Genomic DNA, 13,262 nt, shown 5'->3' on the forward strand with positions numbered 1-13,262 from the left:
CTGTACAGATCGTGCGCGAGCCGCCGCTATGCGTCCGCGTCGACCGCGGCGTGTGGGCCGAAGGGGTTGTCCGACCTGTCCCGGTGCAGTATTATTCGAACATACGTTCGAGTGATCCGAGGAGGCGGGCATGGCGGTGCTGGCGGCGGTGGAGCCCTTCGGGGTCGCCGCGCCGGCGCGCGTGGTCGCGGACGTGCGCGGGTTGGTGGAGCGGGTCAAGGGCGCGGGTGGTGCGGCGGGTGACTGGTCGGCGCTGGAGCGGCGTGAGGTGCTGGCGGCGCTGGACGCGGCGGTCGGTGCGTTGACGGTGGTGCGGGGCGAGGTGCTGCTGGCCGAGCGGGACAGTGGGACGTGGCGGGCGTCGGGTGATCCGAGCTTCGAGGCGTGGCGCGGTCGCACGTCACGGTCGGGGGCGCGGGCGGTGCTGACCCAGGTCCGCCAGGCCGACGCCGCCACCCGGTTACCCGCACTGGGCGAGGCCGCCCGCGAGGGCGCGGTCACCGTGGACCACATGGACGCGCTCGGCCGCGTGGTGGCCGGGGCGTCGGGGGCGGTCAAGGAGGCCCTGGCTTCCCCGGAGCGGCAGGCCCAGCTGCTGGAGACCGCGCGGCGGGTCGATGCGGGGACGTTTGCGCGGGCCGCGGCGCAGCTCGCCGCCGAGCTGGACCCCCTCGCGCACGAGCGCGGGCACCAGGCCCAGCGCGCCGCACGGTTCCTGACCCTGTCCGACACCCCCGAAGGGACCCGCATCAAAGGGCTCGTCGATCGGATGGCCGGGCACCGGCTGCGGCTGGCCCTCGAAGCGGTCTCCCCGCGGCCGGGCAAGGACGACGACCGCTCCCACGAGCAGCGCCGCGCCGACGCCCTGGACACCATCGCCGAGAAGATCCTCGCCCTACCCGAGACAGGCAGCGGCGCCGCGGTGCGACCCCACGTCTCCTTCCTCATGGACGCCGAGACCTGGGCCGGGCTGCGCGCACTGCGCGCGACCGGCGAGCCCGATGGTTCCGATGCCGCGTCGTTCGCGCCGGTCACCCTGGAGGACGGGACGCCGGTGCCGATCAGCGAGGTCGCCCGGGCCCTGTGCGACTGCGACCTGACCCGCGTCGTGATGGACGCCGACACGATGCCCCTGGACATCGGACGCACCCAACGCACCTACACCGGCGTCCAACGCCGCGCCGTGATCGCCCGGGACCGCGGGTGCTCGTGGCCCGACTGCGGCGCCGAAGCCCGCTGGGGCGAGGTCCACCACATCCGCTGGTGGGAACGCGACAACGGACCCACCTCCCTGACCAACGGCGTCCTGCTCTGCGTCTTCCACCACCACGAGGTCCACCGACGCGACCTGACCATCACCCGACAACCCGGACCACCCGGACCAGGACGCCGACCCCGGTACACCTTCCGTGACCAGCGCGGGCGACCCGTCGCCGTGCCGAATCGCGCCGCGCCCGGACTCGCTGACGATGGGGATGGCGGGGCCGGGGCGCCGATGCCGGACGCGGCCGGCCAACCACCGGACCTCTTCACCGTCCAGTGACACGCGGGGCGCCATCGAGCGCTGCGGGGCGCGCCGCAGCGCGCTGCCGGGCGGCTGACACGCGGTGCCGACGTGCCGCGTGTGGTGCTCGGAGCGTTCGCCACCCGGCAGCAAGGACGACGCGCTGCACCGCACCGCACCGCACCGCACCGCACCGCACCGCACCGCACCGCACCGCACCGCACCGACGGTGGAGCTACCGGCGCGGCTCGCGGGTCCGCGTCCGGAAGCCGCGGCGCAGCGCATGGAGAACGAACAGCACGCCGCCGATGGTCAGCACCCACGCCCCGGCGACCCCGACCGCGGGCGTCGACGCGCAATCAGCGCCGCCACCGCTCCCAGTGACGCAGCTGCCGCCCTGCACGCCCCACACCGCACCGATCACCACCGTGACGGCGAGGGCGGCGAGCAGCCAACGTCTGCCGCCCGTCCGATGCGTCATGGCCCGGACCATCCGCCCTCGTGAGGCACGCCCTACCCCAGGCCCAGGCGGAGGTCGGCGGTGCGGACCGGGAGGCCCGTCTCGAGGGAGACGTTGCCGGCGACGCCCACGACGACCGAACGGACGCCGTCGAGGAGGCCGGCCGCGCGACCCAGCGGGTCGTGCTCGGCGCCGCGGAAGAGGTCGCGCAGCATCTTCTCGTCGCCGCCGCCGTGGGCACCCTCGCCCGCAGGGATCTCGACCTCGACGGCCGGACCCCAGTGCTTCTGGACCACGAGGCGCTCGCCGTGGGCCGGCCGCGCGCCGGCGGCCTGGACGTCCTCGACCGCGCTCGGGTCCACGACCAGGCGACCGTCCTTGCCGACGAGTACCGCGCCGCGCTCCACGACCTCGAGCTCCGCGCGCCCGGCGGTGCCGTTGACCGAGACCCGGTAGCCCTCCCACGGGCCGTGGGCGTTGAGCGAGTAGGTGAGCGTCGCGCCGCGGGCGTAGTCGACGATCACCGCCAGGTTGTCCTCGATCGTGATGCCGGAGGAGAACACGTCCCGGTCGCGCAGGTAGCCGTCGTGGTGCTCCACGTCGAGGTAGAGCTGCTTGAGCCGCTCGTTCTCCCGGAGGTCGAGCAGGAAGGGGTCGTTGCGCGTCGTGCGCGTCGAGCCGCGCGCCGGGCGCCGGATGAGCCCACGACGGCGGGCGTTGGACGCCCCGTAGAAGCGCAGGGCGCCGCTCGCGTAGACCCGCGACGGCAGGTCCGCGAGCCACCAGTTCACGAGGTCGAAGTGGTGCGACGCCTTGTGCACCAGCAGCCCGCCCGACAGGTCCTTGCGCCGGTGCCAGCGCCGGAAGTAGTCGGCGCCGTGCATGGTGTCGAGCACCCACTCGAAGTGCACGCTCGTGACGTCGCCGATCTCGCCCGAGGCGATGACCTCCTTGAGGGCGCTGTTGCGCGGCGAGTACCGGTAGTTGAACGTCAGCACGAGCGAGCGCCCGGTGTTCTCGACGGCGTCGACGATGCGCCGGCACCCGGCGAGGTCGGTCGTCAGGGGCTTCTCGAGCACGACGTCGGCCCCCGCGGCCATCGCCCGCGCGACCATCTCGGCGTGCGTGTGGTCGGGGCTCGTCACGATGACGGTCTGGACGTGCTCGACGTCGATCAGCTTCTCGAGGTCCTCGGGCGCGTAGCGCGCCGGCACCTGGGCGCCCGCGGCGCGCACCAGCTCGTCGTAGAAGTCCATGCGGCCGGGGTTCGGCTCGCACCAGGCCACGATCTCGCCGACGTCGGCGTGCGGCCCGAGCAGCGCCTCGACGTACATCTGTGAACGGTGGCCCGTGCCGACCACCGCGTACCGGCGCCTGGCCGGACCCTCCTGCGCGACTCCACCCATGGGGTGTCCGTCCTTCCTGCTCCCGTGAGCGGACCTGCGTCCAGGGCTGACTCGGGTGGCCGTGCGGGCGCACTGCCCGCACGGCCACCCCACCAGTCGCAGCGGCGAACCGCTAGCGGTCAGTTGCCGGTCGCACCCTCGACCTCGCTGATGAACTGCGCGGCAGCGTCCTGCGGGCTCATCCGGTCGAACAGGACCTCCGCGTTGATGCGGCGGATGATCTCGGCCACCTCACCCGCGCCGACCGGCGGCACCGGCAGGCCGTCCACGATCTCGTCCTCGAGGTCGGTCAGGAACTCCGCCGCCTGCTGGTCGACGGGCGAGAAGTTGTCCACGACGGACTCGCGGACCTCGGTGTTCGCCGGCAGACCGCGGTCCGACAGCATGATCTCCGCGGCCTCGGGGTCGTTGAGCAGGTAGTCGATGAGCGTCGCGGCCGCCTCCGGGTGCTCGGACGTGGCGGAGATCGAGTAGAACATCGCGGGCTTGAAGTACATCCCGGTGCGCTCGTGCTCGGTCTCGCCCGGGTGGCGGAGCAGCTGGACCTCCTGGCCCGCCGCATTGCTCACGGCGCCCAGCTGGTTGCTCCAGAAGAACGCCATGCCACCCCGGTTGGTGCCGACGAGGGACTGCTCGGGCCCACCGGCGTCGATCTCGACCGTCTCGGCCGCGGACGGCGTCGCGCCCTGGTCGCGCAGCCGCAGCGAGATCTCCCACCACTGCGCGAGCGTGTCCTCGCTGAAGCCGATCGAGCCGTCCTCGTTGTACAGCGACTCCCCCTGCTGCCGCGCGAAGATCGCGAAGCCCGGCTCGTTGAACCCGTAGTCCTGCGTGCCGTACATGCCGTCGGGCAGCTTCTCGCTGAGCTCGGTCGCGATGTCGACGTAGTCGTCCCAGGTCCAGGACTCGTCGTCGGGCAGCTCGACGCCCGCCTGCTCGAACACGGCCGTGTTGGCGAGGATCGCGTAGGCGTTCACGCCGGTGGGCAGGCCGTACTGGCCGCCCTCCATCTCACCCGACGCGAGGATCGACTCGTCCAGGTTCCCCAGCTCGACGATGTCGCTGTACTCGTTGATGTCGGCGAGCACACCGCGCGTGGCGTAGTCGCGCAGGTAGCGCTCCTCCTGCGTGATGATGTCCGGGGCGTCGCCCGCGGCGACGGTCGTCGCCAGCTTGTCCCAGTAGCCGTTCCAGTCCGTGAAGTCGCTGACCACCGTGATGTTCGGGTGCTTGGTCATGAAGTTGTCGAGCACCTGCTGGGTGAGCTCGTGGCGGGTGTCGGACCCCCACCACGAGAACTTGATGGTGACCGGGGCGTCCGGGTCGTAGGTCTCCTCGGCCTCCGCCGGCCCCTCCGGCGCGTTGTCCGGGGCCTCCTGCGCGCAGGCCGTCAGGGCGAGACCGGCGGCCGCGACGACGGCGGCCGTGCCCAGCATGCCGCGCATGCCGCGGCGCGCGGGCCGGGTACGGGTGTGGTGGGACATCGTGCTCCTCAGTGGTGTGCGGATCGATGCGTGACCCCGCGACGCGTCGCCGCAACGGTGCGGCGGGCGTGCGGGTACTGCGCCGGAGGTGGTGCTCGGCCGGCTCCGAGGGCCTGCGGTGTAGCGGTGCGGGTGGTGCGGTGCGGGTGGTGCCGTGCGGGTGGTGCGCGGTGCGTCCGGCGGGGGCTGCGTTGCCCCCGCCGGCGTCGGGCCTACTTGATGCCCGTGGTGGCGATGCCCTTGACCAGGTACTTCTGGCCGAACAGGAAGACCAGGAACACCGGGATGAGCGAGACGATCGACATCGCGAACAGCGGGCCCCAGGAGCTCTCGCCCGTCGAGTCGACGAACGTGCGCAGCGCGACGGGGACCGTGTACATGTCGGGGTTGGTCAGGAAGATCAGCTGGCTGAAGAAGTCGTTCCAGGTCCAGATGAAGGTGAAGATCGCCGTCGTCGCGAGCGCGGGCGTGGCGAGCGGCAGCATGACCTGGAAGAAGATCCGGGCGTGGCCCGCGCCGTCGATGCGCGCGGCCTCGTCGAGCTCCTTCGGGATGCCCCGGAAGAACTGGACCATGAGGAAGATGAAGAACGCGTCCGTCGCCAGCAGCTTGGGCACGATGAGCGGCAGGAACGTGTTGATCCACTCCAGCTCGGAGAACAGGATGTACTGCGGCACGATCACGACGTGGATCGGCAGCATGATCGACATCAGCATGATCGCGAACCAGATCTTGCGGCCCTTGAAGTTGAGCCGCGCGAACGCGTAGGCCGCGAGCGAGCACGAGATCAGGTTCCCGGCGACCGAGCCCATCACGATGATGAACGAGTTCATCAGGTAGTGGCTGAAGGGGTGCAGCAGCGCCGTCCAGCCGTCCGTGTAGTTCGCCGGGTCGAGCTGCGAGGGGATGAGGCCGGGCTCGCGGAAGATGAGCTCCGTCGGCTTCAGGGAGCTCGAGAGCATCCACAGCAGCGGGTAGAGCATCACGAACCCGAGGGCGATGAGCAGCAGGTGCTTGCCCACGGTGCGGGTCCGCGCGGCCCACGGCGACGGGTCCCCCACGGCCCGCGTGCTGCGGCGGGGAGGGTCGCCCTGGGGGGCGGCAGCGGGCTCGACGCCCACCATGTTCCCGCCGGCGACGGCGGCCTGCGCCTGGATCCCGGGGGTCGGCACGTCCTGCTCGATGCGCTCAGTCATTGTAGAAGACCCAGTACTTGGAGAGGAGGAAGTTGACGGCCGTCAGCCCCGCGATGATGACCACGAGCAGCCAGGCCATCGCCGAGGCGTAGCCCATGTCGAGGTTCGTGAAGCCCTTCTGGTACAGGTAGAGCGTGTAGAACATCGTCGAGTCCACCGGCCCGCCCGTCCCGCCGCTGACGACGAAGGCCTGGGTGAAGGACTGGAACGCGCCGATGAGCTGGAGCACCAGGTTGAAGAAGATGATCGGCGTGAGGAGCGGGAGCGTGATGCTCGCGAACTGCCGCAGCTTGCCGGCGCCGTCGATCGACGCCGCCTCGTAGTACATCTCGGGGATCTGGCGGAGCCCGGCGAGGAAGATGATCATCGGGGACCCGAAGGTCCACACGTTGAGGATCACGAGCGTCCCGAGCGCGTAGTCGGGGTGCGAGACCCAGCCCTGGCCCTGGATGCCGAAGAAGTCGAGGACCTGGTTGATGAGGCCGTTCGTGCCGAAGATCTGGCGCCACAGGATCGCGATCGCGACGCTGCCGCCGAGGAGCGACGGCAGGTAGAAGACCGACCGGTACAGGGCCAGGCCCCGCAGGCCGCGGTCGAGGAACAGCGCGAGCCCGAGCGCCGCCGCCAGCTGCAGGGGCACCGAGACGAAGACGTACGTCGCCGTGACCTGGAGCGAGTTGTGCAGCCGCCGGTCGTTGAGCATCTCGACGTAGTTGGCGCCGCCGATCCACTCCGGCGGCTGCAGCAGGCTGTAGTCCGTGAAGGACAGGTACAGCGAGGCGGCCATCGGGCCGGCGGTGATGAGGAAGAGGCCGACGAACCACGGCGCGAGGAAGAAGATCGCCGCCTTGTTGTCGCCGCGCTCCGCCGGGCTGGGCGTGGCCTTCTGCCCCTTGGTCTTGCGCAGAGCGGCGAGCTCACCGAGTGCTGACATGGCACCCCCCGACGTGGGGGCGCGCGCGACGCGCCGATGGGGTGGGGACAAGCGGCATGGGGCACTCCTCGGTGATCGCCCTTGATGGACCGAGCGCGCTGGGCCGGGACGTTCCGGCCGGACAGCGCCACGCAGACCTGCAGCCTGCTACACAAACTGAAACGCTTCAACCCCGGAAGGGCTCGAAGGTGGAAAGCGCTATCCACCTTCGTATACCCTCTTTGTAACGGCCGCGACGAAGCGGTGTCAACCATCGGAGGAGCCGGCGTGCAGGATCTGCCCCGCATCGCCCTGGTCGGGATCCACGGCTACGGCGCCCACCAGCGCCGCATCATCGCCAACCTCGAGGCGTCCGGGCGCGCACGCCTGGTCGCGCTCGCCGACCCGCGTCCGCCCGACGCCGACTCCCCCGACGCGCCGTCGAGCGACCGCCCCGGCGTCCCGTGGTTCCCCGACCTGCGCGCGCTGCTCGACGCGAGCGCGGCGGACCCGACGACCCGGCCCGACGTCGTCGTCGTCGCCACCCCCATCCACACGCACGCGGACCTCGCCACGCTCGCCCTGCGCGCGGGCGCCGACGTGCTGCTCGAGAAGCCGCCGACGGCGTCGCTCGACGAGCTCGACCGCCTGCTGGGCACGGCCGCGGAGGCCGGGCGCGAGGTGCAGGTCGGCTTCCAGACCTTCGGCTCGGCGGCCCTCGACGTCGTCCACGACGCGGTGCGCGCCGGCGAGCTCGGCGACGTCACCGACGTCGGCGCCGTGGGCACGTGGGTGCGGGCCGAGAGCTACTTCACGCGCGCCGACTGGGCGGGTCGCCGCGCGCTCGGCGGGCGGCCGGTCGTGGACGGCGTCGTGACCAACCCCCTCGCGCACGCCGTCGCCACGGCGCTCCACCTCGCCGGCGCACGCACCACCGACGACGTCGCCACCGTCGAGCTCGACCAGTACCGCGCCAACGACATCGAGGCCGACGACACGTCCGCGGTGCGGGTCGTGACCACGGACGGGATCCGCGTGACGCTCGGCCTGACGCTCTGCGCGGCCGAGCACGCCGACCCGATCGTCACCGTGCGCGGCACGCGGGGCACCGCGACGCTGGACTACTACGCGGACACGGTCACGTTCCGTGCGGCCGACGGGTCCGGCGAGCGCACGGTCGCCGCCGCGCGCACGAACCTGCTCGCCAACCTGCTCGACCACCGCGCCGACCCGGCGGTCCCGCTGCTGGCCCCCCTGCGCGGGACCGGCGCCTTCATGCGCGTCCTGGACGCCGTCCGCGCCGCGCCCGATCCGACGCCGATCGCGCCCGAGCACGTCGACGTCGTCCAGGACGACGCGGACACGCGCGGCGACGGCGGCCCGCGCCGCGTGGTGCGCGACGTCGCCGCGTGGTGCCAGCGCGTCGCGGCGCAGGGCGCGACGTTCGCCGAGCTGGGCGCGCCCTTCGCGCGGCCGGTCGGGCCCGCCGACCCCACCCGGCCCGCGCGGGAGGTGACCGCGTGACCGCCGTCGTGCACGCCGGCGTCACGCCGCCGCCCTCGGCGGTCGGGCCCGACGCACCCGTCAAGGCTCCCCCGTGGGACCCGGCGCCCCGGTGGTCGCGGCACCACGGGCTCCTGGCCGTCCAGCTCGGGCCCACCGAGGTGCTGCGCTACGTCGACGGCGCGGGCAGCCCCGCGTTCGACGCGCCGCGCCCCCACCTGCACCCGCTCCGGACCCGGTCCGGCGTCGTCGTCAGCGACGCCGCGCCGCGCGACCACACCTGGCACGTCGGGCTCTCCGTCGGCGTGCAGGACGTCGACGGCACCAACCTCTGGGGCGGGCGCACCTACCTGCCCGACGCCGGCTACACGTGGCGCCACGACCACGGTCGCGTCGTGCACCGCGCGTGGGAGCGACGCGAGCCCGGTGCCGTGCGCGAGGCGCTCGCCTGGCTCCGCCCCGACGGCACGCCCCTGCTGCACGAGGAGCGCACGCTCCGCTGGGACGCGGTGGACGACGCGACGTGGCGCCTGGAGCTCGGCGTGACCCTCCGCGTCCCGGCGGGCACCGCCGGGCGGTCGCCGGTCGTGCTGGGCAGCCCCGGCACGCACGGGCGCGAGCGCGCCGGCTACGGCGGGGTCTTCCTGCGCGTCGCGCCGTGCCGCGACGTCGAGGTCTCCACGCCGCTCGGGTCCGGCGAGGAGGCCGTGCACGGCACCCGCCCGGCCGACGGCGCGCACTGGCTCGCGTGGCGCGCCGACGTGGGCGGCCGGCCCGTCACCATCGCCGTCGCACCGGGCGACGAGATCACGGCGCAGGACCCCTGGTTCGTGCGCGTCACGTCGTACCCGGGCATCGGCTCGGCGCTCGCCTGGGACACCCCGCTGCAGGTTGCGGAAGGATCTCCCGTGCGCCGGACGTTCACCTGGGTGTTCGCCGACGGGCGCCTGCCCGACGACGTCGTCGCCGCAGCCCTCGCGCCGGAGTACCGGAAGGACCAGTCATGACCACCGAGACCGCCGCACCGCTCGCCGAGGCGACGCTCCTGCTGCGCCCCGACGACGACGTCGCCGTCGCGACCCGTGACCTGCAGTCCGGCACGGTGCTCCGGTGCCCGGACGGGACCGCGCTCGAGGTGACGCAGAGCGTCCCGCGGGGGCACAAGCTCGCCGTCCGGCCCGTCGCCACGGGCGACGCGGTGCACAAGTACGGCCAGTCCATCGGGCGCGCCCGGGTCGACATCGCCCCCGGCGACCACGTCCACACGCACAACCTGGCCATGGCGGACGTCGACCAGGACTACGAGTTCGGCACGGCCCGCGTCGTCCCGCAGCCGCTCGCCGGTCCGCGCCCGACGTTCCAGGGCTACCGGCGCGCCGACGGTCGCGTCGGGACGCGCAACTACATCGCGATCCTCACCTCCGTGAACTGCTCGGCGAGCTCCGCGAAGCTCATCGCGGACCAGTTCCGCGGCCCGGTGCTCGACGCGTTCCCGAACGTCGACGGCGTCGTTGCGCTGACGCACACCTCCGGGTGCGGCATGGTGCCGACGTCGGAGGGCGGGCAGATGCTGCTGCGCACGCTGCGCGGCTACGCGACGCACGCCAACGTCGCGGGCCTGCTGGTGCTCGGGCTCGGCTGCGAGATGCTGCAGGTGGACCAGGTGCTCGGCGGCGTCGACATCCCGTCCGACACCCTGGTGCAGCAGCTGATCATCCAGGAGTCCGGCGGCATCCGGAAGACCGTGCGCGCGGGCGTCGAGGCGATCACCGCGATGCTGCCGCAGCTCGACGCGCGCCGGCGCGAGGAGTGCGACGTCAGCGAGCTGGTGCTCGGGTTGAACTGCGGCGGGTCCGACGGGTACTCGGGCATCACCGCCAACCCCGCCCTGGGCTGGGCGTCCGACCGGCTCGTGGCGTGGGGCGCGCGCTCCGTGCTGGCCGAGACGCCCGAGGTCTTCGGCGCCGAGCACCTGCTCACGCGGCGTGCGGTCTCGCCCGAGGTCGGCCGGCGGCTGCTGGACCGGATCGACTGGTGGCGGCGCTACGCCGAGGAGGGCGGCGGGTCGCTCGACAACAACCCGTCCCCCGGCAACAAGGCCGGCGGCCTGACGACGATCCTCGAGAAGTCCCTGGGCGCCGTCGCGAAGGGCGGGACGGCCGAGCTCGCCGCCGTCTACGAGTACGCGGAGCCGATCTCGGTGCCGGGCTTCGGATTCATGGACACGCCGGGCTACGACCCGGTGTCGGTGACCGGGCTCGTGGCGGGCGGGTCGAACGTCGTGGTCTTCACGACGGGCCGCGGCTCGGTGCTGGGCTGCAAGCCGTCGCCGTCGATCAAGGTGGCCACGAACACGCAGATGTACCTGCGGATGGCCGAGGACATGGACCTCAACGCCGGGCGCATCGTCGACGGCACCGCCACGCTCGAGCAGGTGGGCCAGGAGATCCTGGACATGATCCTGCGCGTCGCGTCCGGCGAGCAGACGGTCAGCGAGCAGCTGGACCTCGGGCAGGACGAGTTCATCCCCTGGCAGCTCGGCACCGTCACCTGACGACGTCGGTCCGGCCGAGGGGTGCCGCACTCCACCCCTTGGCCGGGCGGGGCCGCTGCGGGACGCTGGTGGGGCAGCGGCAGTCGGCAGCGGGCGTCGGGGGGACGAATGCTCAGCAGGGTGACGGCGGCGGAGCTCCGGGCAGGTGGCGGCCGGACCGCACGCTTCGAGGGCGAGCCGTACGGCTCGGGGGTCTCGTTCTTCCTGGTCGACGTCGACCCCGGCCAGGGCCCGCCGCTGCACCGGCACCCGTACACCGAGACCTGGGTGGTCCACGAGGGCGAGGCGACCGTCACCGCCGACGGGCAGGAGCACCACGCGAGCGGCGGCGACATCCTCGTCGTCGGCGCCGGCACGGCCCACAAGTTTTTGGCGACCGGCACGGGCGCGCTGCGCATGACGTGCATCCACGCCGCACCCCGCATGCAGCAGGAGAACCTGGAGTAGCCGCCGGCGCCCCGTCGGCGGCGCCGAGCACGTCCGTCCCTGGTGAGCACGTCCGTTCCCGGTGAGCACGTCCGCTGTGACGGACGCACTCGCGTGGAACGGACGTGCTCAACGGGCTGTCGGCGCGGGCCGACGTCGCCCGCCCGGACCCCGGCGGGTCAGGTGCGGGGGGCGGGCTTCGGGTAGGCGAGCTTCGGGAGCTCGTAGGCCAGGTCGACGGCCGTCTCGACGGCCTCGTCCACCGTGAGGCGGTGCTCGGCGACCAGGCGGCCGAGGTAGCCGGCGTCGATCCGGCGCGCGAGGTCGTGCCGCGCGGGGATCGAGAAGAACGCGCGCGTGTCGTCGACGAAGCCCGTGGTGTTGTAGAACCCGGCCGAGTCCGTGACCGCCTCGCGGTAGCGGCGCATGCCGTCGGGGGTGTCGAGGAACCACCACGGCGCGCCGAGCTTCATCGCGGGGTAGACGCCGGCCATCGGCGCCAGCTCGCGTGCGAACACCGTCTCGTCGACCGTGAACACGATCAGCCGCAGGCCGGGGTGGTGGCCGAACGACTCGAGCAGGGGGCGCAGGGAGCGCGTGTACTCGGCGGCGACCGGGATGTCGTAGCCGACGTCGGGTCCCCGCTCGGCGAAGACGTGGCTGTCGTGGTTGCGCAGCACGCCGGGGTGGATCTGCATGACCAGGCCGTCCTCGGCGGACATGCGCGCCATCTCGTGCAGCATGTGGCCGCTGAACGCCTGGGCGTCGGCCGCCGAGACCTCGCCGCGCAGCGCGGCGTCGAAGATCCGGCCGGCCTCGGCGGGCGTCAGCGGCGTCGTGTCGGCGAGCAGGTGGCCGTGGTCGGTCGCCCGCGCACCGGCGGCGATGAAGGCCGCGCGGCGCTGCTCGAGGGCGCGGACGTAGTCGGCGTAGGAGCCGACGTCGATCCCCGAGCGCTCGGCCAGCAGCGCGATGTCGTCGCGCCACTCGGGCCGGTCGACGTGCAGGAGGGCGTCCGGGCGGAACGTGGGCACGATGCGCTCGCCCCAGCCGCGGCCGGCGAGGTCCGCGTGGTCCGCGAGCGTCGCGGTCGCCGGGTCCGTCGTGGCGACGATCTCGAGGTTGAAGCGGTCGGCGAGCGCGAGCGGCCGGAAGGCGTCGGTGCTCAGCTGCGCCTGGACCTCGTCGTACAGCGTGTCGGCCGTCTGCGCCGACGGCGGCGCGCTGACGCCGAAGATCTCGACCAGCACGTGCTCCATCCAGTAGCGGGTGGGCGTGCCGCGGAAGAGCTTCCAGTTCGTGCAGAAGGTCCGCCAGATCTCGCGCGGGTCGGTCTCGACGGGCTTGCCGTCGCGCCGCGGGACGCCGAGGGAGTCGTGCGGCACCCCCTGCGAGACCAGCATCCGCACGAGGTAGTGGTCCGGGACGACGAAGACCTCGGCGGGGTTGCCGAAGGGCTCGTCGGCGGCGAGGACGCCCGCGTCGACGTGACCGTGCATCGAGACGATCGGCAGGTCGCGGGTGGCCGCGTAGACCGCGCGGGCCGCGTCGCGGCTGCTCGGCTCCGCCGGGAGCGCGCGGTCCGGGTGCAGCGCCCAGCCCTGCGTCGTGGTGCCGGGGGGCGACGTGGTGCCAACGTGCTGAGCGGTCATCGGGCGACCTCCTGTGAGACGGCGTGAAACAATGGTGCTCCGCGCGTCATCCTTGCGCGTGACGTGCACGGACGCCAAGTGCGTGGCCACAAGTTGTCGCGCCCCACACGGGGCCCAGCGCGCCTTGCGCGGCGCGGATGAACCGTGCTCTGATTCTGATTCAT

General features: G+C 72.8%; 11 protein-coding genes. 5 read left to right on the forward strand and 6 right to left on the reverse strand.

Annotation, left to right across the window (positions count from 1 at the left end; all coding sequences use genetic code 11):
* The first annotated feature begins 130 nt into the window (after window positions 1-130).
* Window positions 131-1,543 (forward strand): HNH endonuclease signature motif containing protein, encoded by a 1,413-nt coding sequence (locus H2O74_RS14360; protein WP_182112197.1) that lies wholly within the window; start codon window positions 131-133, stop codon window positions 1,541-1,543.
* Window positions 1,544-1,739: 196 nt separating this feature from the next.
* On the opposite strand, the gene H2O74_RS14365 is transcribed toward H2O74_RS14360, so the two are convergent.
* The 5 genes from H2O74_RS14365 to H2O74_RS14385 form a co-directional block, all read right to left on the reverse strand.
* On the reverse strand, window positions 1,740-1,985 hold the full coding sequence (locus H2O74_RS14365) for a hypothetical protein (RefSeq protein WP_182112198.1): 246 nt from the start codon (window positions 1,983-1,985) through the stop codon (window positions 1,740-1,742).
* 32 nt (window positions 1,986-2,017) lie between these two features.
* Entirely contained in the window at window positions 2,018-3,370 is a 1,353-nt protein-coding gene (locus tag H2O74_RS14370; RefSeq protein ID WP_182112199.1) for a Gfo/Idh/MocA family protein, read from the reverse strand.
* A gap of 119 nt (window positions 3,371-3,489) precedes the next feature.
* On the reverse strand, window positions 3,490-4,854 hold the full coding sequence (locus H2O74_RS14375) for an ABC transporter substrate-binding protein (RefSeq protein ID WP_182112200.1): 1,365 nt from the start codon (window positions 4,852-4,854) through the stop codon (window positions 3,490-3,492).
* Between the two features lie 212 nt (window positions 4,855-5,066).
* Window positions 5,067-5,978 carry a carbohydrate ABC transporter permease gene (locus H2O74_RS14380; RefSeq protein WP_182114305.1) on the reverse strand — a complete coding sequence of 304 codons (912 nt, stop codon included), beginning with the start codon at window positions 5,976-5,978 and terminating at the stop codon, window positions 5,067-5,069.
* Window positions 5,979-6,042: 64 nt separating this feature from the next.
* The gene (locus H2O74_RS14385) at window positions 6,043-6,984 is read right to left on the reverse strand and encodes a carbohydrate ABC transporter permease (RefSeq protein WP_182112201.1); all 942 of its coding nucleotides are present in this window, start codon (window positions 6,982-6,984) and stop codon (window positions 6,043-6,045) included.
* Window positions 6,985-7,251: 267 nt separating this feature from the next.
* Here H2O74_RS14385 and H2O74_RS14390 point away from each other — a divergent pair, with 267 nt between their 5' ends.
* The 4 genes from H2O74_RS14390 (at window position 7,252) to H2O74_RS14405 (ending at window position 11,467) form a co-directional block, all read left to right on the forward strand.
* Entirely contained in the window at window positions 7,252-8,487 is a 1,236-nt protein-coding gene (locus H2O74_RS14390; protein ID WP_255491654.1) for a Gfo/Idh/MocA family protein, read from the forward strand.
* On the forward strand, window positions 8,484-9,473 hold the full coding sequence (locus H2O74_RS14395; RefSeq protein WP_182112203.1) for a PmoA family protein: 990 nt from the start codon (window positions 8,484-8,486) through the stop codon (window positions 9,471-9,473). The genes H2O74_RS14390 and H2O74_RS14395 overlap by 4 nt, the downstream gene beginning before the upstream one ends.
* Window positions 9,470-11,020: a UxaA family hydrolase gene (locus tag H2O74_RS14400; RefSeq protein ID WP_182112204.1), complete on the forward strand. Its 1,551-nt coding sequence runs from the start codon at window positions 9,470-9,472 to the stop codon at window positions 11,018-11,020. The genes H2O74_RS14395 and H2O74_RS14400 overlap by 4 nt, the downstream gene beginning before the upstream one ends.
* Before the next feature lie 108 nt (window positions 11,021-11,128).
* Window positions 11,129-11,467 (forward strand): cupin domain-containing protein, encoded by a 339-nt coding sequence (locus H2O74_RS14405; protein WP_182112205.1) that lies wholly within the window; start codon window positions 11,129-11,131, stop codon window positions 11,465-11,467.
* A 158-nt stretch (window positions 11,468-11,625) separates the two neighbouring features.
* Here H2O74_RS14405 and uxaC read toward each other — a convergent pair whose 3' ends face one another.
* On the reverse strand, window positions 11,626-13,098 hold the full coding sequence (gene uxaC, locus H2O74_RS14410) for a glucuronate isomerase (protein WP_182112206.1): 1,473 nt from the start codon (window positions 13,096-13,098) through the stop codon (window positions 11,626-11,628).
* Window positions 13,099-13,262: the final 164 nt, after the last annotated feature.

It is taken from the genome of Actinotalea sp. JY-7876, from assembly GCF_014042015.1.
Lineage (GTDB): Bacteria > Actinomycetota > Actinomycetes > Actinomycetales > Cellulomonadaceae > Actinotalea.

What these genes read in the sequence shown, in the direction of transcription:
- H2O74_RS14360 (WP_182112197.1), top strand. Translation starts at nt 131, where the DNA reads ATGGCGGTGCTGGCGGCGGTGGAGCCCTTCGGGGTCGCCGCGCCGGCG.
- H2O74_RS14365 (WP_182112198.1), bottom strand. Translation starts at nt 1,985, where the DNA reads ATGACGCATCGGACGGGCGGCAGACGTTGGCTGCTCGCCGCCCTCGCC.
- H2O74_RS14370 (WP_182112199.1), bottom strand. Translation starts at nt 3,370, where the DNA reads ATGGGTGGAGTCGCGCAGGAGGGTCCGGCCAGGCGCCGGTACGCGGTG.
- H2O74_RS14375 (WP_182112200.1), bottom strand. Translation starts at nt 4,854, where the DNA reads ATGTCCCACCACACCCGTACCCGGCCCGCGCGCCGCGGCATGCGCGGC.
- H2O74_RS14380 (WP_182114305.1), bottom strand. Translation starts at nt 5,978, where the DNA reads ATGGTGGGCGTCGAGCCCGCTGCCGCCCCCCAGGGCGACCCTCCCCGC.
- H2O74_RS14385 (WP_182112201.1), bottom strand. Translation starts at nt 6,984, where the DNA reads ATGTCAGCACTCGGTGAGCTCGCCGCTCTGCGCAAGACCAAGGGGCAG.
- H2O74_RS14400 (WP_182112204.1), top strand. Translation starts at nt 9,470, where the DNA reads ATGACCACCGAGACCGCCGCACCGCTCGCCGAGGCGACGCTCCTGCTG.
- H2O74_RS14405 (WP_182112205.1), top strand. Translation starts at nt 11,129, where the DNA reads ATGCTCAGCAGGGTGACGGCGGCGGAGCTCCGGGCAGGTGGCGGCCGG.
- uxaC (WP_182112206.1), bottom strand. Translation starts at nt 13,098, where the DNA reads ATGACCGCTCAGCACGTTGGCACCACGTCGCCCCCCGGCACCACGACG.